22 protein-coding genes are annotated in these 20,653 nt (G+C 64.4%); 8 read left to right on the top strand and 14 right to left on the bottom strand.

Going from position 1 to position 20,653, the window contains the following annotated elements; all coding sequences use genetic code 11:
• Positions 1 to 2 precede the first annotated feature (2 nt).
• Both ABEJ63_RS01870 and ABEJ63_RS01875 read right to left on the bottom strand, forming a co-directional pair.
• Entirely contained in the window at positions 3 to 560 is a 558-nt protein-coding gene (locus tag ABEJ63_RS01870) for a cyclodeaminase/cyclohydrolase family protein (RefSeq protein WP_375794645.1), read from the bottom strand.
• A gap of 83 nt (positions 561 to 643) precedes the next feature.
• Positions 644 to 2,020 carry an aminomethyl transferase family protein gene (locus ABEJ63_RS01875; RefSeq protein WP_375794646.1) on the bottom strand — a complete coding sequence of 459 codons (1,377 nt, stop codon included), beginning with the start codon at positions 2,018 to 2,020 and terminating at the stop codon, positions 644 to 646.
• Between the two features lie 138 nt (positions 2,021 to 2,158).
• Here ABEJ63_RS01875 and ABEJ63_RS01880 point away from each other — a divergent pair, with 138 nt between their 5' ends.
• Entirely contained in the window at positions 2,159 to 2,422 is a 264-nt protein-coding gene (locus ABEJ63_RS01880; protein WP_375794647.1) for a hypothetical protein, read from the top strand.
• A 79-nt stretch (positions 2,423 to 2,501) separates the two neighbouring features.
• On the opposite strand, the gene ABEJ63_RS01885 is transcribed toward ABEJ63_RS01880, so the two are convergent.
• Entirely contained in the window at positions 2,502 to 3,161 is a 660-nt protein-coding gene (locus ABEJ63_RS01885) for a helix-turn-helix domain-containing protein (protein ID WP_375794648.1), read from the bottom strand.
• A gap of 151 nt (positions 3,162 to 3,312) precedes the next feature.
• Here ABEJ63_RS01885 and rdfA point away from each other — a divergent pair, with 151 nt between their 5' ends.
• On the top strand, positions 3,313 to 3,903 hold the full coding sequence (rdfA, locus tag ABEJ63_RS01890; RefSeq protein WP_375794649.1) for a rod-determining factor RdfA: 591 nt from the start codon (positions 3,313 to 3,315) through the stop codon (positions 3,901 to 3,903).
• Here rdfA and ABEJ63_RS01895 read toward each other — a convergent pair.
• The gene (locus tag ABEJ63_RS01895) at positions 3,894 to 5,804 is read right to left on the bottom strand and encodes an archaea-specific SMC-related protein (protein WP_375794650.1); all 1,911 of its coding nucleotides are present in this window, start codon (positions 5,802 to 5,804) and stop codon (positions 3,894 to 3,896) included. The genes rdfA and ABEJ63_RS01895 overlap by 10 nt on opposite strands.
• 426 nt (positions 5,805 to 6,230) lie before the next feature.
• Between ABEJ63_RS01895 and ABEJ63_RS01900 the strand changes: the two genes are divergently transcribed.
• Entirely contained in the window at positions 6,231 to 6,383 is a 153-nt protein-coding gene (locus tag ABEJ63_RS01900; protein WP_375794651.1) for a hypothetical protein, read from the top strand.
• A gap of 213 nt (positions 6,384 to 6,596) precedes the next feature.
• Here ABEJ63_RS01900 and pstB read toward each other — a convergent pair whose 3' ends face one another.
• The 6 genes from pstB to ABEJ63_RS01930 form a co-directional block, all read right to left on the bottom strand.
• Positions 6,597 to 7,463 carry a phosphate ABC transporter ATP-binding protein PstB gene (pstB, locus tag ABEJ63_RS01905; protein WP_375794652.1) on the bottom strand — a complete coding sequence of 289 codons (867 nt, stop codon included), beginning with the start codon at positions 7,461 to 7,463 and terminating at the stop codon, positions 6,597 to 6,599.
• Positions 7,463 to 9,076: a phosphate ABC transporter permease PstA gene (gene pstA / locus ABEJ63_RS01910; RefSeq protein ID WP_375794653.1), complete on the bottom strand. Its 1,614-nt coding sequence runs from the start codon at positions 9,074 to 9,076 to the stop codon at positions 7,463 to 7,465. The genes pstB and pstA overlap by 1 nt, the downstream gene beginning before the upstream one ends.
• Positions 9,076 to 10,020, bottom strand: a complete 945-nt coding sequence (gene pstC / locus ABEJ63_RS01915; RefSeq protein WP_375794654.1) for a phosphate ABC transporter permease subunit PstC — start codon at positions 10,018 to 10,020, stop codon at positions 9,076 to 9,078. The genes pstA and pstC overlap by 1 nt, the downstream gene beginning before the upstream one ends.
• Positions 10,021 to 10,081: 61 nt before the next feature.
• Positions 10,082 to 11,095 (bottom strand): PstS family phosphate ABC transporter substrate-binding protein, encoded by a 1,014-nt coding sequence (locus ABEJ63_RS01920; protein ID WP_375794655.1) that lies wholly within the window; start codon positions 11,093 to 11,095, stop codon positions 10,082 to 10,084.
• Positions 11,096 to 11,339: 244 nt separating this feature from the next.
• Entirely contained in the window at positions 11,340 to 11,621 is a 282-nt protein-coding gene (locus tag ABEJ63_RS01925) for a hypothetical protein (protein ID WP_375794656.1), read from the bottom strand.
• A 50-nt stretch (positions 11,622 to 11,671) separates the two neighbouring features.
• On the bottom strand, positions 11,672 to 12,106 hold the full coding sequence (locus ABEJ63_RS01930) for an SRPBCC family protein (protein WP_375794657.1): 435 nt from the start codon (positions 12,104 to 12,106) through the stop codon (positions 11,672 to 11,674).
• Positions 12,107 to 12,188: 82 nt separating this feature from the next.
• Between ABEJ63_RS01930 and ABEJ63_RS01935 the strand changes: the two genes are divergently transcribed.
• From ABEJ63_RS01935 to ABEJ63_RS01950, 4 genes are read left to right on the top strand one after another with little or no spacing between them, the layout of a single operon-like run.
• Complete coding sequence (locus ABEJ63_RS01935) at positions 12,189 to 12,635, top strand: pyridoxamine 5'-phosphate oxidase family protein (RefSeq protein ID WP_375794658.1); 447 nt, start codon at positions 12,189 to 12,191, stop codon at positions 12,633 to 12,635.
• A 38-nt stretch (positions 12,636 to 12,673) separates the two neighbouring features.
• On the top strand, positions 12,674 to 14,029 hold the full coding sequence (locus ABEJ63_RS01940) for a PQQ-dependent sugar dehydrogenase (protein WP_375794659.1): 1,356 nt from the start codon (positions 12,674 to 12,676) through the stop codon (positions 14,027 to 14,029).
• Positions 14,030 to 14,067: 38 nt separating this feature from the next.
• Entirely contained in the window at positions 14,068 to 14,526 is a 459-nt protein-coding gene (locus ABEJ63_RS01945) for a VOC family protein (protein WP_375794660.1), read from the top strand.
• Complete coding sequence (locus ABEJ63_RS01950; protein WP_375794661.1) at positions 14,523 to 15,146, top strand: class I SAM-dependent methyltransferase; 624 nt, start codon at positions 14,523 to 14,525, stop codon at positions 15,144 to 15,146. The genes ABEJ63_RS01945 and ABEJ63_RS01950 overlap by 4 nt, the downstream gene beginning before the upstream one ends.
• On the opposite strand, the gene ABEJ63_RS01955 is transcribed toward ABEJ63_RS01950, so the two are convergent.
• Positions 15,143 to 15,850 (bottom strand): class I SAM-dependent methyltransferase, encoded by a 708-nt coding sequence (locus ABEJ63_RS01955; protein ID WP_375794662.1) that lies wholly within the window; start codon positions 15,848 to 15,850, stop codon positions 15,143 to 15,145. The genes ABEJ63_RS01950 and ABEJ63_RS01955 overlap by 4 nt on opposite strands.
• Complete coding sequence (locus tag ABEJ63_RS01960; RefSeq protein ID WP_375794663.1) at positions 15,847 to 17,304, bottom strand: radical SAM protein; 1,458 nt, start codon at positions 17,302 to 17,304, stop codon at positions 15,847 to 15,849. Before ABEJ63_RS01960 ends, ABEJ63_RS01955 begins: the two co-directional genes overlap by 4 nt.
• 118 nt (positions 17,305 to 17,422) lie before the next feature.
• Here ABEJ63_RS01960 and ABEJ63_RS01965 point away from each other — a divergent pair, with 118 nt between their 5' ends.
• Entirely contained in the window at positions 17,423 to 18,142 is a 720-nt protein-coding gene (locus tag ABEJ63_RS01965; RefSeq protein WP_375794664.1) for a DUF547 domain-containing protein, read from the top strand.
• A 73-nt stretch (positions 18,143 to 18,215) separates the two neighbouring features.
• On the opposite strand, the gene ABEJ63_RS01970 is transcribed toward ABEJ63_RS01965, so the two are convergent.
• Together ABEJ63_RS01970 and ABEJ63_RS01975 are read right to left on the bottom strand one after the other, a co-directional pair.
• A complete protein-coding gene (locus ABEJ63_RS01970; protein WP_375794665.1) occupies positions 18,216 to 19,349 on the bottom strand; it encodes a M24 family metallopeptidase in 1,134 nt (377 codons plus the stop codon).
• A 31-nt stretch (positions 19,350 to 19,380) separates the two neighbouring features.
• Positions 19,381 to 20,634, bottom strand: a complete 1,254-nt coding sequence (locus tag ABEJ63_RS01975) for an adenosylhomocysteinase (protein WP_375794666.1) — start codon at positions 20,632 to 20,634, stop codon at positions 19,381 to 19,383.
• Positions 20,635 to 20,653: the final 19 nt, after the last annotated feature.

Here is a 20,653-nt window from a genome sequence, read left to right on the forward strand (position 1 = left end):
GGTCACTCCTCGCTGGTCCACGCCCCTCGCCCGTCTCCGACGACCGCTTCGATGTCAGTGACGCGCGCTTCAACGCGTGCGGCGAACGTCGGGTCTGAGAGCATGTCGAGGTTCGTCCGCACGGTGTGTGTGGCCGCCCGCCCGGCGCCTTCAGCGAGCAGTACCCCTGTTACTGCGTCGTCGATTGCGGGCCCGTCGCGGGTGGCAACAATCCCTTTCCCGGTCTCGACAATAGTCACACACGATTCCCCGACCGCGAGGGGGATGCCAACCGCACGGCGTCGCGTCCGCTCGTTGTCTTCCGCGTCTGTGCCGAACAGCGCGTCAACGACCGCCGCGTCCGCGTCTGCGAGCGCGAGCAACCGCATCCGCTGGGTCGCCAATCGCGTGGTTGGTGAATCCTCCGGCGGCGCGGGCGGTTCGGTGTGACGACACGCCATCTCGCATAGCGATGCGGCGACGGCACCGACGACAGCAATCGCCGTGCCACCGGCTGAGCCCGTGCCCGTGGCTGCGATGCCGGCCAGGAGGTCATTTAGCGTTTGATTTTCGCTCTCCATAGATAGCAGAGTCGACGGCAGGAGATGACGATTCGCCCGTTAAATCGGGAGCCGCTCGGAGCTGCCGGCTCCCGTATCGGCATTCAGTCGTTCTGCTCTGCTTCCTTGCGCGCGTTCAGCTTCGCCTGCTCGCGAGCACTCGGGTTGACCGACTCTTTGAACGGCACCTTCGCTGCCGTCGCGAACGTCGGCTCACCTGGCTCCTCGGAGTACTCGTCAGGGAGGTGGACTTGGAACTCCAAGTCAAGTTCCTCGTCGTAGATGTCGTCATTGAGCGGCGTGTCCGTCACTTCCTGAATCTTCTCTGCCGGGACGAAGCCCATACCGATGTTGGTCTCGAGGTCTGGGTTCCACCACGGCGACGTCAGGTAGCCGCACTCCTCGCCAGTTTCGGGGTCCGAAATAAGCCAGAAGTCTGGCGCGTAGTCGCGAATCGGCTCGCCGGCCATTTTCAGTCCGATGAGCTTGTGGGTGAACGGATAGTCGCCGTTCTCGATCTGCTCTTTCTGTTCCTCGAGCACCTCCTTTCCGATGTAGTCGGCGTCCTTGTCATCAGGGACGTGATAGCCGAGATTCACCTGGAAGGGCGACGTCTCGTGGTCGAGGTCTTGTCCCCACGACATGATACCGGCCGCGATGCGGCGGTGATGGCCTGGCGCAATCTGCATCCCGCCGTGTTCGACGACGCTGTCGTGAACGGGATCCCAGACACGCTCAGCGTACTTCGAGGCGTCCTTCACATAGATTTCGAAGCCCTTCTCGCCGGAGAAGCCAGTCTGGCTAATGAGCACATCGACGCCGTCGATTTCGGCCTCCATCAGACCGTAGTATGGAATGTCGCTGACCTCATCCCCGACGACGTCAATCATGACATCTTCGGAGAGTGGCCCCTGAATCTGCATCGGCGCAACGTCGATTTCGTCGATTTCGACGTCGAAATCGTTGTCGACGTTGACACCCTGCAGCCACTGCATCAGCGTCGAGTCCGAAATGGAGAACCAGAACTCGTCTTCGTCCGGCCGCAGGAGCACGGGATCGTTCAGCACGCCGCCGTCCTCGTTACAGAGGATGACGTACTTACCATCCATCGCGTCCATTCCGGTGATATCTCGGGTGACGACGTAGTTGGTGAGCGCCTCGGCATCCGGGCCTTTGACGCGAATCTGCCGCTCGACGGCGACATCCCAGAGGGTGACCGAGTTCGTCAGCGCCTCATACTCGGCCATCGCACCGCCGTCCTCAGGCTCGACGAGGCCACGCGGGTGGTAGATGCGGTTGTAGACGGTACAGCGCCAGGCACCGTTCTCGTTGAACGACTTGTGGAAGAATGGGGACTTCCGCACACGGGTCGACACCAACATCTCGATGTTAGGGTCGCCGGTCTGACGCAGATTCCGGGGGACGATTCGATCCGACTGGTCCACACTTGGGTGGTTCGGGTGAGATTCCTCGTTCGACATTCGAGCAAACCGAATCGGCATCTAATGATAAAGTATGACGTTGCGTGCCACAGGAATTTAAATCGGGAACCGTATCTCTGGGCGCATGCGGCCTCGTTCGGGAGACGATTCAAGCCTCCCGCCCTACTAGTTAGACGTATGCCGACCGTCCGGACTCCACCCGGCCACGCAGCAGCCATCGCCTTTCGGACCGGTACGATTGCCGCGGCTGTCATCGGACTTGGAGTCATCGCAGTCCTCTACTGGGGTGGCTCGCTTTCCTTGCTGGCGGTCGGCTATACGGTCGTGGCGCTGTTTCCCGTCTACATGCTCATCGTCGCGGCCGTGTTGAGCGTCTGGCTGGGCTACGACAGGGGGACTGCAGCGCTCCGCCCGGTTCCGCAGTCGGGCGACGAGGACTGAACGGCCACGCAGGGCAGTCGAACCGTCGGTGAGGTGCATTCACAGAGGTCGGCTCATCCGCGACGAGCCGTCGGCATACTCAGTTGTCCTCGTCTGTGCCGTTGATGGTCGCCGCGATGAGGTTCTCCACACCACGGCGGAGTCGTCCGCTCATCGCCGTCGACGAGAGATCCATCTTTGCGGCCACCTCGCTGAGTGAGACATCTCGCGGCTCGTTGAAGTAGCCATGTTCGTACGCCATTGCGAGTGCCTGCCGCTGTTCGTCCGTTAGCCCGTAGGAGCGTTCACCGACGCTTTCGCTTTTGCCATAAATTTCGATGATTTCGAGGGAGATGTCGTTGTCATTTGCGAACTCCCAGATGGTATTGAGCGCCTCCCGGTCGGGCAACAGCATCCGAATGAGCCACCCCTGTCCCTGCGTTTCGGTCTTCATCATGAAGCCGTTGACCGCTGTCACGACAGGACTGATAAGCTTCGTCTCTGGCGTGTGCGCAATGTAGTAGACACCTCCCTCGCTCGTCCAGTCTACACACTCATACGCCTCGACAGTGGGGTCCGCGTCGAGTGCCGACTCTAACGCCGACTGGTCGTCATGTTCGATGAGGAATGGAAAGACACTGGCGTCCGGGTCGGTGTTGCCGTGGGTAATGACTCTAATGTGGACGCTGTCTAGCGCGCATAGCGTCGGCACTAAGGCGAGTTTGTCGTGGGTAACGTGGAGCTTGACGGTGATTGACATGGGCTGCCCGACTTCGTCGACACACATCCGCGAGCGGCTGTCACGGGTGGGTCGCCTGTCCCCCAAATAGGGGATGGACAGTTATAATGGTGGCCCTGAGGCCGCGAGGGGGATGGGCTCTTGAGGCTCTCTCGTCTACTGTGCCGTCAGGATGGTTTCGGAGCGAACAGACGGCTGCAAAATTGACCGCGTCGCCGAGCGACGCTCGCTCGCGAACATCGACGACCGGCTCCGCACGCGCCGACGCGATGGTGCTAGTCTCCGGGCGCTGGCCACGTTCTATAACCAGTCAGTGTTGCGCGCGGCGATGGAGGGGGCCGAGATGGAGCCGCTGGATGGGGAAGTCGAGAACCTCCATCGGCTCCTGACGGACGAGGACGTGACTGCGGGTGCTCGTGTTGACGCAGAGGCGCGATTGTCGCGCAACGGCGTCGACCCTGCCGCAGTCACCGATGACTTCGTCAGTCACGTGACCGTCCAGAATCACCTTACCGACTGTCTCGGCATGACAACGGACACACAGCTCACCGACGCCGTCGACGCCCGCGAGTCGGTGATGAAGCTTCGCTCCCGGCTGGCAACAGTGGCCGAGTCGACGCTTGAGCGGCTGTCACGCCGCGGCGATATCGCGGTGACTACGCCATCGGTCACGGTGAGTCTCCGGGTGAACTGCGCTGAGTGCAACGACGCGTACAGCTTCTCGCGGCTGCTCGACCGGGGTGGCTGTTCGTGTCACCGCTGACCTGGCGGTCGCTGCCCCTGTTGTCTCTCTGCCGGTGAGACAGTTTCGTAGCCGTCAACCTCCATGCCCTGTTCCGGCAGGAGCGCCACGAGGAGATTGGTCGCGTGCTCGCCGAACGTCTCGACGAGCCCATCGATGCGGTCGGCGTCGAACATCTCGATGGCGTCGATGATAATGAACGGTACCCGCTCGTGAACCTCGTGGACGAGATAGCCAGTCAGCGCGACCACCAGCCCGACTATCTCCCGTTCGCTCTTCGATAAGCTGTCGACGGTGTCGGCGTATGCGGTGTCGTCCTCGGTCGCCCGGACGACATTGAGCCGGAACGACCGACCATCGCTGCTTTCCACCCGCTCAAGCCAGATCCGCTCGATGCGGTCATACGCGAGGGCCGCCAGCGTCCGTGTCATCTCTTCATTGAACGTCTCGACGAGCGCCGCCTCGCGACGCTCGACGGCTTGCCGCCGCTCTGTCAGCCGTTTCTCGACCGTTTCCTGTCGTTCCTCAAGCGCCGGCCGGTCGGCCACCTTCGTCTCAAGCTGTGCCATCTCTTCGTCGAGCTCTTCGAGTTCGCCAGCAAGCGCTCCCCGCTCGTACTCCAAGTCACCCACAGTCGCGTACTTTTCGGCGAGTGCCTGCTGCTCGTCGCTGGGCTCATCAGCTGCTGAGCGCAGTTCCTCGATATCGCGCTCGACCGCCCGTCGATCACTCCGGAGCTGCTCGAGCGTTCGCTCACGTCCGCGTATCTCCTCATCTAGCTCCGTCTCACGGCGTCGGAGTTCGGCCAACTCCGACTGACGTTCCGCCACCTGCTGTTTTCGCTCCGTCAGCCCCTGGATACGCTCGGTCAATTCGTCACGCTCGTTGCGCTTCTCGCGCAGTAGTTCCTCGATGGCTTCCATCTGGTCGGCGACGGCTGCCCGCTCGACGGTACTCCCGCAGGTCCAGCAGGTAACCGACCCTGTGCCCGGGTGCAGTTCGCCAACGACATTCTCGTCGGTCAGCGAATCGGGGAGTTCGGACGGCCGTTCGAGCAGCTGTGTGTTCAACTCGATGACCGATGACAGCGTGTTGAGCGTGTCAGCCACAGCCTGCTTGCGCCGATGGAGCGTGTCCAGTCGCTCGTCGAGTTGCTCGATATCTGTGTCGGCGTCCACGTCGAAGCTTGCGAGTCGCTCTCTGACCGACTCCCGCTCGGCAGTCAGCTCCTCAAGCGCGGCTTCTTGGGTGCAGATGCGCGCGGTCAGGTCGCTCCGTCTCGCACGCTTCTCGCTGAGGGCGTCGCTCTCCTCATCGTCCGCCGCCACCGCCGCCTCAAGCTCATCGATGTCGGCACGGAGGTCGGCGAGTTGCTCTTCAGTGGCCGCAAGGTCATCGGCGACGGTTGCTCGCCGATCTCGAAGCTCAGCCAGTCGGCGCTCGGCGTCGTTTATCTCATCGAGTTGGTCGGCGATAGATCGCTGTTCCGCCTGTAGTCGCTTGATATCAGCCTCGATTTCGGCCGTGTCGACCGGCTCCATCAGGTGAGGATAGAGATCTTCGCCCGCGAGCACGGCCCGCCGAATCGGGTTCGTCTCGGTAAGCGCCACGAACAACTCGATGAGGTCCGAATCGTCAAGATACGGCGTCCGTTCGGTGACAACCGGGTCGTCATCCTCGCGCTCCACCTGGAGCTGATACTCCTCATCGCCGATCTGCAGAGTAACGCTCCCACTGTCGGCGTCGCTCTTCAGCGGCGGCGTCGGCCCGCCGAGCACGCCCGTTAACGCCCGGAGCAACGAGGATTTATTCGACGCGTTCGCTCCTGAGAGCAGCGTTACTCCTTCGGAGAACTCGACATGCGTCTCGTCGATACCCCCGATGTTGCGGACCTGCAGCGAGACGGTGTCCTTGGCACTCATTGTTGCCACCGGCACGCTGGCCCGTTGCCGGCTGGCTGCCGCCCGTCGGTTCGTCGGTCGTCCGTTCTGGCGAAACCGCTGCTTGACCCATCACGGCTCTGATGAACACGTGTAGCACACATATCCTGAGACAAACCGCGTACGTCGGTTCAACGATAGCTTTCTGGCAGCCGTTCGTATAAAAGAATACTGTGTGATACGCAACAACGAATATACCGAGTGCACGTCGGTAGCCGTTTTCCCGTTTGCGAGGCGGCGCCGCAGTCAGATGTATGTTAACATACCGAACGTGTGATATAGTACGCTAATTCTAAAATTTGTCAAAAACAATCGGGTGTTAGTGTGTAACACAGACAATCGGTATATGAATGGGTGTACATGTACACCGAGAGCGTCATGCTCCCGACTCTCCTCATTTTAATTGCTATGAGCGAGACACAGTCGACACACGACACGACGGAGTTCTACCTGCCCGCGATGCTTGCCCGGCCGACGTTCGGTCGGCTTGAGTCGTTTATCAAGGAGCGGTTCGGTCGCTACGGCGTTGTTCGGCTCCCGTACGACGTTCTCCCGCGGTAACGCGCTAGCCTGGCGCTGCTGTTCTTCCATTCTTCCATTTTTCGCCCGCCCAGCGACGCGTGTTGGTCGACTCAGCCTTCGTGGTGAGCAGACTACGGTGACAGACCTGCTGCCCTCACTCCCCGAAGCTACCCGCAAGGAGCGAACCGCCCAAGCGGTGGGCGAGTAGAGTATGTAGTCCACACTGGCCCCGAACGCTGGCGCGGGACGTTCTCAGCCGAACTTCCCCGTAATGTAGTCCTCGACGCGGTCGCTCTCGGGATTCTCGAAGATCTTCTCCGTATCGTCATATTCGACGAGCTTCCCGCCAGTGAGGAACACTGCCGTCTTGTCAGAGATGCGGGCCGCCTGCTGCATATTGTGGGTGACGATGACGACGGTATACTCCTCTGCGAGCTCGTCGATGAGGTCCTCGATTTTCGAGGTGGCGATGGGGTCCAGCGCAGAAGCCGGTTCGTCCATCAGCAGGACGTCCGGATTGACCGCGATAGCACGGGCAATACAGAGCCGTTGTTGCTGGCCGCCCGACAGGTCGAGGCCGGACTTGTCGAGCTGGTCGTTCACCTCGTCCCACAGGGCCGCCCGTCGAAGTGCCTGCTCGACGGCTTCGTCCATATCTCCTTCCATCCCCTGGATGCGCCGCCCGTAGGCGACGTTGTCATAGATGCTCTTGGGGAACGGGTTCGGCTCTTGGAATACCATGCCGACGCGCCGCCGAAGTGCAACGGGGTCGACATCATCGTCGTAGACGTTTTTTCCGCGCAAGAGGAGTTCGCCGTCGACGCGAGCCGAATCAACGAGGTCGTTCATCCGGTTGATACACCGGAGGAACGTCGACTTCCCGCAGCCCGACGGCCCAATCATTGCAGTTACCTGTCCCTCGGGAATCTCCAGCGAGACGTCGTCGAGCGCCTGCACGTCCCCGTAGTGGACATCGATGTGGCGCGCCTCGATCATCGTCTCTGTGCGTCCGGTTGCCCGGTCCGTCTCATTGAGACCGTCAGTGACGTCGGTGGTTATGAGCTGTTCGTCCGTGTCGTCGTGGCCGGTCGTGGCCGTCGTTTCATCGTTTTTTGCCATTAGATGTCACCTCGCTCGAACTTGTTGCGCAGCAGGATCGCGATGGAGTTCATACTCAACAGGACGATGAGGAGGGTCACCACCCCTGCCGCGACGACACCGTGCTGGAACGCCTCTCCTGGGTACGACGACCAGACGAACACCTGCATCGGCATCGCTGTCGTGCTGTCGAAGGGACCGCTCGGCGGCGTAAACTTCGTCGTCGCGACGCCAATCATGATGAGCGGGGCCGTCTCGCCGATGGCTCGTCCCAGCGCGAGGATGGTACCGGTGAGGATGCCTGGCACCGCTCGCGGCAGAATGACCTTCTTGACCGTCTGCCAGCGGGTCGCTCCCATCCCGTAGGAGGCATCCCGCAGCGAGTCGGGGACCGACCGAATCGCCTCCCGCGCCGAGATGATGACGATTGGGAGAATAAGCAGGGAGAGGGTGAATGCCGCCGTGACGACGGTCCCGAAGCCGAACTGAAGCGTGTTGGCGAATACCGCCAGCCCGAGGAGGCCGTAGACGACAGAGGGGACGCCCGCGAGGTTCGAGATATTGATGCGGATGAGCCGGGTCACCGTCCCAAGGCGGCCGCCGGAGGGGGCATACTCCTCGAGGTAGAGTGCGGCCCCGACCCCGAGCAGTAGCGTCAGCAGCGCTACTAGGACGATAATAAACACGGAGCCGACGATAGCCGGGTAGAGTCCCGCCTGCTCGGCTGTCTGCGAAGGTGCCGAGGTGACGTACTGGTAGTCGAACCACGGTGTCGGCCCGGCGATGCCGAGCAGGTCGGGGACAATCGCGAGCAGGCCAACGCCGACGACGAACGCGAGCGGTCCGGCGAGGCCCGCCCGGCGCTCAGGAAGTGCGGCGTTCCGCCCCACAACGGCGGTCAGCGGCGCGACCAGCGTCGTGAGGAGGATGAGCCACACCGACCGGCTGACGGCTGCCACAGTGTCGACGGCCGGCACCGCTGCGACGGCAACCACGAGCATCGCCCCGGCGGCGTAGGTCCCGTTGCCGACTGTGAACCACTCATCGACGACGTACCGGACCGCAAGCGCACCAGGAACGACCAGCGAGAGAAAGTAGACACCGGGTGGGCCAAGCATGAATGCCAGTCCCGAGAGCGGGCCAAGTGCGAGCGTGCCGACCACGGGGCCGACGACAAGTGCCGCGAGTATCGCCAGTCCGACCCAGCCGGCCTCGCTCTGACGGGCATAAAGCCCGAGACCGGCGACCGGAAGGATAACCGTCAGGAAATAGGCGAACCATACTCCCGGGCCGGCGATGATGTCGAGCACAATGACGAGCGCGGTGCCCGCGAGCAGCCCGCCCAGTGCGGTAGCGGTCACCTCAAGTGCCACCTCGCTGGCGAGCGGGTCACGGCGTGCGTACAGGAGGAAGCCGACAACAGGTCCGACGACGACAAGCAGGAAGATACCGTACCACGCCGGCGCCGCGTTCTCGAGTCCGAACGCATCCCAGACGACGTAGCCGAGCAAGACCGCCAGCGACGCGATGCCAAACACTGAGGCGACGAAGGTGACATACTCGAAGACGACGCCCCGCGCGCGACTGACGCGGCCGAAGACCGGACTGTCGTCAGTCTCAGTTCCCGTTGCCATCAGTCGTAGTCCTCCTCGAACCGCCGCACGATTACGTCACTCAATACGTTCAACCCGAGTGTGAGTACGAACAGTGTGAGCCCGATGGCGAACAGCGCCCGGTAGCCGGTCGTCCCTCCCGAGAGGTCACTGAGTCCGAGCTGGACGATGGCGCTCGTCATCGTCTGTGTGGACTGGAAGAAGGCTGTCAGTAGGTCTGGCAGCGAGTCCGGGAGCCGTGGGGTCTGGCCCGCGGCGACGACGACAATCATCGTCTCGCCGACCGCCCGCGAGATGGCGAGGATGAACGAGGATGCAATGCCGGACGCAGCCGACGGAACGACGACACTCGTCGACACGTCGAACTTCGTCGATCCAAGCCCGTAGGAGGCTTCTCGCAGCGAGTCAGGCACCGCGCTCATGGCATCCTCGCTGATCGATGAGACCATCGGGATGATCATGATACCCATGATGATGGAGGCCGACAGCGCGTTGAACGTTCCCAACTCGAGCCCGGGAATCGCGTCGAGAATCGGCGTCAGGTAGACGAGTGCGAAGTAGCCGTATACGACCGTTGGGACACCCGCAAGCACCTCGAGCAGGGGTTTCAGCACGGCCCGTCGGCGCGTCAGGGCGTACTCGCTGAGGTAGATGGCCGTCAGCAGTCCGAACGGAAGCGCAACGGCCGCGGCACCGACCGTGATGAGTAGCGTTCCGAACACCAGCGGAAGCACGCCGAACACGCCGTCGATCTTGGGGCTGAACTGCGTACCGAGGAGGAATTCGGCGGGCGATACCTCCGCGAAGAAGCCGGCAGCGGGCACCGCAAGCGAGAGGATGATCCCGACCGTCGTGAGCACGGAGACAGCCGCACAGGCGAAGAAGACGGCGTGGTACACCCGCTCCCGGAGGTCTTGTGACCCCCGATCTCCGCGGAGGTCGACGCCGCGTCTGTCGTTGCTCATCTGTTTGGCGTCTACGTCGGGGTGGTCTTAAACCGGACGGACGCGCCGCGCGACCGACGACTCACCCGGACGCCTCCTCGATGGCGGCATTCAATTCCTCGAGTTCCGTCTGGGCCGTCTCCTCCGTGTTCGGGACGTAGCCGACACGCTGGGCGACAATCTCCTCGCTGGTGGACGACTCAACAAAGAACCGACAGAATGCCGCGATGTGCTCCTCGGCGAGCGCGGATTTCTTCGGGTAGGTAAAGAGTGGCCGCGAGAGTGGGGTGTACTCTCCAGATGCGGCTGCTTCCAGCGAGGGCTTCACTGGCCCGTCGCCGTCGTCGACCGCGACGGCGGTCACCTGGTCGGGGTTCTGGAAGTAGTAGGCGAAGCCGAAGTAGCCGATGGCGTACTTGCTCCCCTTTACGCCTTGGACGATAGAGCGGTCGTTCTCCGTCGCCTCGTAGTCAGAGGTGTGGGCGCCCTCCTCGCCGTTGATAACCTCGGTGAAGTAGTCGAACGTGCCGGACGTCTCGGCGGCGCCGAACCGCTCGATTTCCTCGTCAGGCCATGACGAGTCGATGTCGGCCCACGTCTGGCCAGCTTCGGCCTCGGGCCCCCAGATTTGCGCGAGCTGGTCGACGGTGAGTTCCGTCGCCCAGTCATTCTCGTTGTTGATGACGACCGTCAGTGCGTCTGTCGCCACCTTGATTTCGTGTGCTTCGATGCCGTTCTCGGCACATTTCTCCATCTCCGACTCCTTCATCGGGCGGGAGGCGTTGTTGAGGTCCGATTCGCCGGGACAGAAGAAGTTCTCGAACCCGCCACCCGAGCCGGTCGACTTGAGATCAATCTCTACTTCGGGGTGCTCCTTGCGGAACTCCTCGGCCATCGCCGTCGCGAGCGGGAACACCGTCGAAGAGCCGGTGATGCTGATAGACCCCGACAGGGTATTTGAGCTGCCACCGCTGTTTCCGCCGCCGCTGTTTCCACCGTTCTGAGCCGTACAGCCGGCCAGTCCAGCCGCGCCAAGTGCGCCCGCGGTCGTGAGGAAACTGCGCCGTGACGTCCCACCGCTCTCGTTGTCTGCCATCACGCGTATCTCCCCGGTTCCGAATAAAGAGATTTGTAATAGCACTATTGGTCGCTCAGCGGTCTCGGCCAGTAAACTGTTCACACGGGTATAGCTATATAGACAGACAGGATCCCGACGCAGTGGTCGTTTCGAGCGCGCTGTCGGCCGATACGGGATTACAGAGGACTGGTGCCGGCCGCGTCACTCGATCTGCACGGCGAGCTATCGGTACCTGTGAAAGACATATATAGTCGGTCCGGAGTTACTCGTCGGTCGTCGCGTCTCGCGGCGGCGTCTCTCCGTATAGCCGGAACCATTCGGCAAGCGAGCCGCGGACACCGTCTATCTGGACGGTGAGATCGCCGTCGAAGCGCCACTCCGCACGCGGCGTCTCTTCGCCAAAGGCGACCGGCACTTCCACCGAGAGGTCCTCGGCGCTGACGTGGAGATGCTCCTCGCGCTCGACCCCCTCGTCGAGCAGTTCGTCGAGGGTCGCGAGCCACTCCTCGGGGCCCTCCGTGCGTGGGCCGGCGCGCTCTGCCATACCCCCCCTTTGTCGTCATCCTACTCCGTCGTTTCGCTTTCGACCGCCGGTCAGCCGGCCGTCTCGACGCGGGTCTTCAGGTTCTCTAAGGTTGTGCGGAGTTCTCGCTCGTTATAGCGCTCGGCGAACGGGCGGACGACCCGCTCCAACACTGATGAGGGAAGATCATACTCTGCGCCGTAGGTGACGCGGGTCCCTGCGTCGCTCGGCTCGAACTCCCACGTGATCGTGCCTGACAATGCCCCCTCCATGTCGAAGACGATGCGCTCTTCGGGCTCGTAGACGCGGGTCTCCAGCCGACCGTTCAGCGGAACCCCTGCCATCTCGTAGGTGAACGCGAGCGACTTTCCCGACTCGTCCTGCTCGACATCGCGGATGTCCGTGACCGAGGGGCTAATCTCCGTTTGGTTGTGGGGGTTGTCCATATAGTCGAACACCTCGGCGACCGGTGCCTCAATCTCGATGTCCTCGCTGACCGTGAGCATACATGATGGTCCGGGCCGCCCGGCGAAAAGCCCCGGGGGTGGTACAGCCGCGCTTATTCGGCTGGCCGGTGTAACCCCGAACATGTCCGATGAGCGCGCGGCCACGCCGATGAGCGACGCCGAGATTGACCGCTTTCTCCGCGAGCAGGGGACCGGCGTGCTGTCGCTCGCTGACGGCGACGACGCCTACGCCGTCCCCGTCTCGTTCGGCTACGAGACCGGTCGCGCGCTGTTTGGTTTCTACATGTTTGGCGAGACGAGTCGCAAGGAGTCGTACGCGGCCGCGACCGACCGCGCCTGCTTGGTCGTCTACGAGGTGGCTGGCCGCACTGATTGGCGGAGTGTCCTCGCTGCCGGTCCGCTGACCGAGGTTCCCCCTGAGTCATGGGACAAGGTGGGCGCGTCCATCAGCGACAACGCCTGGACGCCCGACCTCTCGGAGATGGGCGACCGCCGGCTCCCGGTAACCGGCTACGAGCTGACCATCGAGGAGGCGACCGGTCGTCGGGCGACATCTCGCGATTCCTGAGCCGAAGAGACTTATCGCGTCCACTCCAGAAGCGGCTAATGACACGGCTGACGCAGCGGGCAGCGCTGGCGCTCGCGGCGGCGGGGCTGGCAGGGTGCAGCGGTACTGAAGACTCGGCTTCGACATCGGCACGCGAGACATCGGCCGCGACCGACACCGCGACGTCGACAGCGACGACCCCTGATTACGACACGAGCCTCCCACACGACCCGACGGCATGGGACGGCTACAATCCAGACTGGACTGCGCCCGCGACCAGCCCAGAGGGCGACTACGAGGTGGACGTGCTCGTAGAGAATCTTGAGATACCGTGGGACATCTCCTTCGCCGGCAACGGCGAGACGTTTCTCACCGAGCGGACCGGACGGGTGCTCCGGCTGCAGGCCGGTGAGGTGGTCGACGCGACGGAGCCGCGTGGCGCCATCGATGCCGGGTCCGTCCCGCCGGGTAGCGATGAGCGGTCGTGGTTCGTGAAAGGCGGCGAGGGCGGCACGCTCGGCGTGGCCGTCCATCCGTCGTATCCAGAGCCACCACTCGTCTACGTCTACTACACTGTCGTCGTTGATGGCGAGCGGCGCAACCGACTGGCGTACTTCGACGCGAGCGCCGCCGACCCCGGCGCAGCGACGAAGACGCTGCTGGAGATGCCTGCCAGCAACATCCACAATGGCGGGCGCATCACGTTTGGCCCCGCGAATTACCTGTGGGTGACGACGGGCGACACCGGCGAGAAACAGTTGGCGGCAGACCCGGGGTCGCTGGCGGGGAAAGTGCTACGGGTAACACCCGAAGGCGAGCCGGCGCCTGACAACCCCGGCTTCGCTGCGCCGGAGGTGTACACGATGGGCCACCGGAATCCGCAGGGCATCGGGTGGCTCCCCGATGCGACACCCGTCATCGACGAACACGGGCCCGGCCCGGATGAGGTGAACCGGCTCGTCGCGGGCGGCAACTACGGCTGGCCGGCTGCCCGCAAGCCGGCCGAGTATGCAGAGACAGAGTATCGCCGACCGGCCGCGAGTTCGCTTATCGAGTCGACGACATGGGCGCCGTCCGGGAGCGTCTTCTACACGGGGTCGGTCGAATCCCTCTCAGGGCGACTGCTCGTTGGCTGTCTCGCCAGCCAGCGCGTCAAGGCATTCACCCTGACACCAGCCGGCGGTGACCTCCCGCCGCTGGGCGAGACGGGCAGCCGCCACGACGCTGACTGGCTCGACGACACCTACACCGTGACGAGCCACGACCTGCTGCCGGACGCGCTTGGACGGGTCCGCCATCTTGAGCAGGGGCCCGATGGCGCGCTGTACGCAGTTACATCAAACCGGGATGGCCGTGCTAACGGCCGGTTTCCGCTGGCCCGTGACGATGTCCTTGTTCGCATCAGGCCGGCCTGAGCCGACAGCCATTCCACAGTGGCGGCACCACGGTCGGCATGAGCAACACCGACGAGGAGCTCCCTCGGGCTGTCGGCATCAACCATGTTGCGCTTCCGGTGGAAGATGTCGAGCAGGCCGTCGACTTCTACGGCTCGCTGTTCGCAGTCGACCTGCGTGGCCGCACCGATCACGCCGCGTTCATCGACATGGGCGACCAGTTCATCGCGCTGGCGGCCGGCGAAACCGCTGCCGACGAGACGCGTCACATTGGGTTGGTGGTCGACGATCGCGACGCCGTCGAGCGCCGCCTTGAGGAGACGGGCGTCGAGCGACTGGAGACGAATGGACTCGACTTCCACGACCCCTGGGGGAACCGGATACAGGTCGTCGAGTACGCCGAGGTCCAGTTCTCGAAGACCGACGCGGTGCTCGAAGGGATGGGGCTCGATCTCGCGAAGACAGACGCTGCGCTGGCGGAACTGGCGGCCAAGGGGATGGCGCCCGACGACGGATGAGTGCCGTCTACGACTGGTGGAGCCGTCATCCACGGGCGCTCGACGCCCTGTATGCGGCGGCGTTTCTCGGCCGCGAGCGGCGTCTGCGCGAACGGTCGCTGGCGGTGCTGGCGCCGACGGCTGGCGAGCGGGTGCTTGAACTCGGCTGCGGCCCGGGTAACAGCCTCTCGCCACTGCGCGAGCGGGTTGGCGACGCGGGCGCCGTTGTCGGCGTTGACGCCAGTGCGGGGATGGTTAAGACTGCACGAGAAAAGGCGAGCACGTGGGGAAACGTCCACGTTGTCCGGGGTGACGCCTGCCGACTGCCAGTCTCAGACGGGGCTGTCGATGCTGTCTATGCCGCAATGTCAACGAGCGCGACCCCTGCGCCGGCGGCTGTCGTCCGCGCGGCCCACGATGCCCTCCGATCGGGTGGTCGGTTCGTCTTGCTTGACGCCCAGCCGTTCCAGCGGTGGCCCGCGCGAGCGCTCAATGCCGTCGCTATTCCCGTCTCACGGCGGCTCACCGACTGGGTCCCAGAAGTTGATCTGGCTGCAACTGTCCGAGAGACGTTCGCCGACAGCACTGTTGAGACGCACAATGCCGGCAGCATTGTCATCGCTCGTGGCCGGAAGGGTTAACGCTCGGCAACAACAGAAATATAGCCCACCTGCTCCGACTCGACGGCTGCCTCCAGCCGCTCGATGCCCTCCAGCATCCGTTGTCCGCGCTCGCCCATTGCCCCTAATAGCCGCTCGTAATCGACCCGCGAGCGCACGCGATCGCGCATCGCGAGCAGGTCCTCTGGGTGGTCGCGACTGTCAACGATGGACAGTCCAGCTTGCTCGACGGACTCGACAAGCTGGTCAGGGTGGCGGTCGCCGGTCAGACACAGTGGCTCGGCGAGGGCATCTGGGAGGTTCGGTGGGGTGCCACGAACGACGATGTCCGACAGTGCCAGCCGACCCCCCGGGACAAGCACCCGCTTGGCCTCTGCGAGCGCTCCGTCGAGGTCGGCAGCCAGACAGAGCACACACTCCGCGAGGACGACGTCGACGCTCTCCGTCCGGACCGGAAGTCGGCCGAGGTCGCCACGGACGACAGCGTCGGTTGGCGCGCTGGTCGGGTCGGCGTCGAGGCCGACAGCTGCGGCACCCCGCTCACGGGCGAGGTTGACCGCGTCGCCGGCACCACACCCAACGTCGAGGAGTTGTGTCCCGGGGTCGACGCCCGCGCGGTCGAGCAGCCGCCCGGTCGCCTCGCGGCCCCCCGGGTGGAGCGGGCCGTCGAGCAGCCGCTGGAGCGTCGCCCATGGGTTTTCGATGGCGGCTCCGAGCAGGTTCACCGACCCTCTCCCCCACAACAGTCTGGGCCACACTCGCTCGCACTGCCTTCGCGGCCGCCGTCCGTCTCCGCTGGAGGTTCCCTCGCCTGCTCGCTTGCATCCGGCGGCTCCGGCAGCGGTGCGTCGACGGCGGTTCGCCCGCCCCAGTCGTTGCGGTTTCTGAGCGCGTAGTCGCCGTCGTCGGTCGTCATGTTGTACGCGCAGAACGGGACGAGATCGCCGTCGGCCGTCGGGACGGAGATACAGCAATTGTCGAGCCGTTCGACGTCGGCTGCGTCGGCGTCCATGAACCCGGTGAGCGAGATCGGAAGCACAGAGTCAAGCAGCGCCTCACTGCCGTCCGGCAGGTCGAGCCCACAGCAGCCTGCGGCCGAGCAGGCCCGCGAGCCGCCCGTCTTCGTGTTCGCCAGCAGTTCCATCCAGTCAGCCTCATCGACGACGCCCGACAGCGACGCAAACGCCTCGTCGTCGATGAGGCCTGTGAGTGGAAGCGGGTCGCTGTCGTCCCCGTCAGCCGGTTGAAGAACCGTCGCCATCTGGCAGTAGGACGAACAGCAGGGGATGGGCAGAAGATCACGGGGCGCAAGCGCGTCCACCTGCGACGCGAGCGCGCGAGCAGCGTCGTCGAGCGCGTACCGGCCGTCGTGTTCCTCGTAGCGGCCCATGTGGGCGACCGGCTGGAAGTTGACAGATTCGATGACATCGACGTGTTCGAGCGCGAACTCGACGATTTCATCCATCTCGTCGTCGTTCACGTCCGGCACCACTGTCGGGACGAGCACGACCGACAACCCGGCGTCCCGGCAGGCTTCCAGCGCAGCTGTCTTCGTCCCCGTGAGGTCTACCTCGCGGATGGCCTCGTGGGTGTCGGCACTGAGCCCGTCGAACTGGAGGTAGATGGCCGTGACCCCTGCGTCGGCGAGCGTCTGTGCGTAGTCATCCTCCTCGGCGAGCCGAATTCCGTTCGTGTTCACCTGCACGTGGTCGAACCCCATCTCGCGGGCATCCGCAACAAGTTCTGGCAGGTCATCGCGGACGGTCGGCTCACCGCCGGAGAACTGGACCGGTCGGGGCCCGCCGCCAGCTTTCACAGTCCTCAGTCGATCACGGACCGCCTCGCGCGGGAGGTGGTCGCCACCCGGCCCCGACGAGGCGAAACAGAATGAACACGAGAGGTTACAGTCTGTCGTCACCTCGACGACGGCGAGACAGGCATGGTCGTTGTCGACCGAGAGTGGTTCGTCGGCGCCAATCTCGGAGGTGAACTCCGGACCGAGCTCCCCTGCCCAGTTCCAGTGCTCGACCGACCCCCACACCTTCCGACTGGCCGTGCCGTGGTCGGGACACTCCCGCGTGAGGTAGACGCTCCCCGATCGGCGCTCGTAGTGGCCTGGGCACCGCTCCAAGCAGGTCGGACAGAGGCTCGTCGTCGTCGCCAGCGCGTCGCCGCTCATGGTCGGTTCAAGGACGAGTGTAAATTAGTTCTGTGGGGGTTGGACACAGAGGACACACGCTTGCGACCGACCCGCCCAGACGCACAACGGCTTTGTCTCGCGGCTTCCCATCGACAGTATGACCGAAGTGGCGGCCGGTGAGCGTCCGATCAATCCGGTCGCCCACTCGCGGCGACTGCTCGACGCTGTCCGTCAAGATGAGGGCGTTGAGGAAGCGTTTGCAGCTGTCGCAACTCTTGAGGAGGCGACACTCCAGCCAGTCCGCGAGGAACGACCGGCGGCACTCGCCTTCTGGCTCAACTGCTACAACGCGGCTACACAGCGACTACTCGCTGAGCGTCCTGGCCTCTACGAGAGTCCACTCCGGATGGTACGGTTCTTCCGAGCCGAAGCCATTACCGTCGCTGGCACTCCCCTCAGCCTTGACGATATCGAGCACGGCATCCTGCGCGGCTCCCGCTCGAAGTACGGCCTTGGGTACCTGCCCCGACTCGCTGACGGACCGTTCATCGACCGCTATCGGCTCGCGTTGGACCCACGGGTCCACTTCGCGCTCAACTGCGGGGCCGCCTCCTGTCCGGCGGTCCGTTACTACGACCCCGACGAGGTAGACGCACAGTTGGACCGCGCCAGCGAGACGTACCTGGCGTCGACCGTCGACTACGACCCAGATGCCGGTGAGGTTCGGCTCCCCCGGCTGTTCCTCTGGTATCATGGTGACTTCGCCGACCCGGTCGGACTACTGGCCCGTTACGGAATCATCCCCGAGGGTGCCGACCCGTCGGTGCGCTACCAGTCGTGGGACTGGACGCAGGCCCCCGGGAAGTTCGCCGACTGACGACGGCCTGTCACTCAGCGCTTATTATCCCAACTGCGGTCGGGATTCCTCCGCGTTCACGCGGAGGAGGATGTCAATCGGCTGCGTCTGGCCGCGGCGCGAGCGTCCTCGGGTAGTCGCCGACCCGCTCAATGTCGTCTGCCCGGACGATGACCAACTCCTCAAGGCGGACGCCACCGCGCGCTGGGTCGTAGAGACCGGGCTCGACGGTGATGATGTCGCCTTCGTGAAACCGACCGTCGTAGCCCGGCGATTCGTGTAGCGCAAGGCCGACGCCGTGGCCCGGCCCGTGGGTCATCTCTGCCTCGTCGATATCATGGAGAGCCAGCGCTTCGTCGACGGCCGCCCGGACTGCCGCGCCCTCGGTGCCAGCGCCGTCGCTGAGCGCCTCGAGTGCCGCCTTGAGTGCGGCATCGACGGCCGTGTGTGCCGCCTGCTCCCACTCGCCAGGATCGCCGGCGACGAACGTCCGGCTGAAGTCGCCGTGGTAGCCATCCGGGCCGCGAGGGCTGACATCGAGTAGCACCGTCTCGCCTGGGTGGATGGCATCCTCACCGACGAAGTGAAGGTCGGCGCAGGTCGGTCCCGCGCCGATGACGGTATTGACGGCATCAGTCACCCCTCGCTCAGCGAGTGCCGCGTTCACCTGCCGACGGAGGCGCTCGGTCGTGAGCGGTGCGCCCTCCCAGCGAAGGTCGTCGCCGTCGGGTGTTGCAGCCGCGAGCACCCGCTCAGCGCGGGCCATCCCAGCCTGCGTCGCCCGCTGGACGCGCCGGAGTCGCTCCCGCTCGGCCGGTCGCTTCCGCCGGCGGGCAGCGGCTAGCGGCGCCGGATCGACCGTCTCGACGACACCTCCGGCATCCTCGAGTCGCTTGATGTGTTCGACGGCAAGCGACGGCAGGACGGCGATGGTCGCTTCCGCCGGGCAGAGTGTCGCCGCCCGGAGTGCGGGGTCGCGCTCGGTCTGCGTGCTGGCAGAGACGACCTGGCCGTCGAACTCGCGGCGCGCCTGCTCGGCGAACAGCGCCGGAGCACACAGCCGCGCAGTTCCGTCGTAGACGAACGCGTACGGTCGGTCGGGCCCGTGGAAGCGTGTCAAATACAGTTGGATAGGATCAGATCGGTCACCGACGTGGATAAACGCGTCAGCGTCGGTAGCCGCGAGGAGGCGGTCGAGTGGGTCATAATCGGTCGTGAGGCTGCGCACGGTCAGCCCTCGGCCCCCGACGGCTTCACTCTCACTCCTCGTGGTTGGCGAGCAGTCGCTCGCGGCGCCACGCGTTCTCGTAGGCTGACTGGAGCGACGTCCGTTCGTCGATGTCGACGCCGTGGGCTGCCAGCTTCCGCTCGGCCACCTCACGATCGAGTTCGTCGGGTAGCTCGTAGACGCCGGGCGTCCGATCCGTCTCGACGAGACTGCGGGCCGCGAGCAGTAGCGCTCCGAAGGTGGTGTCCATCACTGCCGCAGGGTGCCCCTGCGCGTACGGGCCGGCGAGATTCGCGAGCTCGCCGTCCGCAAACAGGTCGACATGGTCACCGTCCGGAAGTTCAAACCGGGTGATGCCCTCCCCAACGGCCTCAGTCGCGACTGCCAACTCGCGCAGCTTGTCGACACCGAGTTCGACCGCGCGGTGGCCAGCGTTACAGACGAGTGCGCGGTCGGCCATCGCGCGGTAGTGATCTGGAGTGAGGACGCGACAGCTCCCCGTCGCGGTGATGAACACGTCACCGCGAGGGGCGGCCTCAGCCATCGGGACAACGTCGTGGCCGTCCATGTGGGCCCGGAGCGCCGCCCGTGGTTCCACCTCCGTCACGAGCGTCTCGGCGCCCAGCGCTCGAGCCTTGCGGGCGATGCCTCGGCCGACGTAACCGTAACCCGCGACGACGATGGTACTGCCAGCTGTCACACGGTTTGTCGTCACCATCAGATTCGCGAGTGCGCTCTCGCCGGTGCCGTGGACGTTGTCGAACCGGTGTTTGACAGGGGTATGGTTCACTGCGAGCGCGGGGACAGTGAGTGTCCCGTCGTCTGCCATCGCCTCGATGCGATGGACGCCGGAGGTGGTCTGCTCGGCGACGCCCCGCAGTTGGTCGGTCGGGACGTCGCTTGCGTACGCTAGCGCGAGCAGCTGCGCTCCGTCCGTGAGCAGCAGCTCAGGTTCGCGAGCCAACAGATCCCGCCGGGCCGCGTCGAGTTCGGTCTGGTCCATCTCAGCCTCGACGAACGGCTCCAAGCCAGACTGGGCAGCGAGATGGTCGACGACATCTGCATGGGTACTCTCGTGGTTCGAGGCTGTAAAGAGAACGCGTGCGCCAGCGTCCCGGACCGCCTCGAGGTAGACGCCGGTTTTCGGTTCGAGGTGGGAGGCGACACCGACCATTAGTCCGGAGAGCGGCTCTGTCTCCGCGAACTCCGCCCGGAGCGACTCAACAACGGGCATCCGTTCGCGGGTCCGTGCCAGGGGGTCGTCGCCATGACGACGCGTGGCCATACTGAACCTACGGGTCCGC

Source organism: Halosegnis sp. (assembly GCF_042216475.1).
In the GTDB taxonomy this organism is placed as follows: Archaea; Halobacteriota; Halobacteria; order Halobacteriales; family Haloarculaceae; genus Halosegnis.

What these genes read in the sequence shown, in the direction of transcription:
- ABEJ63_RS01870 (WP_375794645.1), bottom strand. Translation starts at nt 560, where the DNA reads ATGGAGAGCGAAAATCAAACGCTAAATGACCTCCTGGCCGGCATCGCA.
- ABEJ63_RS01875 (WP_375794646.1), bottom strand. Translation starts at nt 2,020, where the DNA reads ATGTCGAACGAGGAATCTCACCCGAACCACCCAAGTGTGGACCAGTCG.
- ABEJ63_RS01880 (WP_375794647.1), top strand. Translation starts at nt 2,159, where the DNA reads ATGCCGACCGTCCGGACTCCACCCGGCCACGCAGCAGCCATCGCCTTT.
- ABEJ63_RS01885 (WP_375794648.1), bottom strand. Translation starts at nt 3,161, where the DNA reads ATGTCAATCACCGTCAAGCTCCACGTTACCCACGACAAACTCGCCTTA.
- rdfA (WP_375794649.1), top strand. Translation starts at nt 3,313, where the DNA reads ATGGTTTCGGAGCGAACAGACGGCTGCAAAATTGACCGCGTCGCCGAG.
- ABEJ63_RS01895 (WP_375794650.1), bottom strand. Translation starts at nt 5,804, where the DNA reads ATGAGTGCCAAGGACACCGTCTCGCTGCAGGTCCGCAACATCGGGGGT.
- ABEJ63_RS01900 (WP_375794651.1), top strand. Translation starts at nt 6,231, where the DNA reads ATGAGCGAGACACAGTCGACACACGACACGACGGAGTTCTACCTGCCC.
- pstB (WP_375794652.1), bottom strand. Translation starts at nt 7,463, where the DNA reads ATGGCAAAAAACGATGAAACGACGGCCACGACCGGCCACGACGACACG.
- pstA (WP_375794653.1), bottom strand. Translation starts at nt 9,076, where the DNA reads ATGGCAACGGGAACTGAGACTGACGACAGTCCGGTCTTCGGCCGCGTC.
- pstC (WP_375794654.1), bottom strand. Translation starts at nt 10,020, where the DNA reads ATGAGCAACGACAGACGCGGCGTCGACCTCCGCGGAGATCGGGGGTCA.
- ABEJ63_RS01920 (WP_375794655.1), bottom strand. Translation starts at nt 11,095, where the DNA reads ATGGCAGACAACGAGAGCGGTGGGACGTCACGGCGCAGTTTCCTCACG.
- ABEJ63_RS01925 (WP_375794656.1), bottom strand. Translation starts at nt 11,621, where the DNA reads ATGGCAGAGCGCGCCGGCCCACGCACGGAGGGCCCCGAGGAGTGGCTC.
- ABEJ63_RS01930 (WP_375794657.1), bottom strand. Translation starts at nt 12,106, where the DNA reads ATGCTCACGGTCAGCGAGGACATCGAGATTGAGGCACCGGTCGCCGAG.
- ABEJ63_RS01935 (WP_375794658.1), top strand. Translation starts at nt 12,189, where the DNA reads ATGTCCGATGAGCGCGCGGCCACGCCGATGAGCGACGCCGAGATTGAC.
- ABEJ63_RS01940 (WP_375794659.1), top strand. Translation starts at nt 12,674, where the DNA reads ATGACACGGCTGACGCAGCGGGCAGCGCTGGCGCTCGCGGCGGCGGGG.
- ABEJ63_RS01945 (WP_375794660.1), top strand. Translation starts at nt 14,068, where the DNA reads ATGAGCAACACCGACGAGGAGCTCCCTCGGGCTGTCGGCATCAACCAT.
- ABEJ63_RS01950 (WP_375794661.1), top strand. Translation starts at nt 14,523, where the DNA reads ATGAGTGCCGTCTACGACTGGTGGAGCCGTCATCCACGGGCGCTCGAC.
- ABEJ63_RS01960 (WP_375794663.1), bottom strand. Translation starts at nt 17,304, where the DNA reads ATGAGCGGCGACGCGCTGGCGACGACGACGAGCCTCTGTCCGACCTGC.
- ABEJ63_RS01965 (WP_375794664.1), top strand. Translation starts at nt 17,423, where the DNA reads ATGACCGAAGTGGCGGCCGGTGAGCGTCCGATCAATCCGGTCGCCCAC.
- ABEJ63_RS01975 (WP_375794666.1), bottom strand. Translation starts at nt 20,634, where the DNA reads ATGGCCACGCGTCGTCATGGCGACGACCCCCTGGCACGGACCCGCGAA.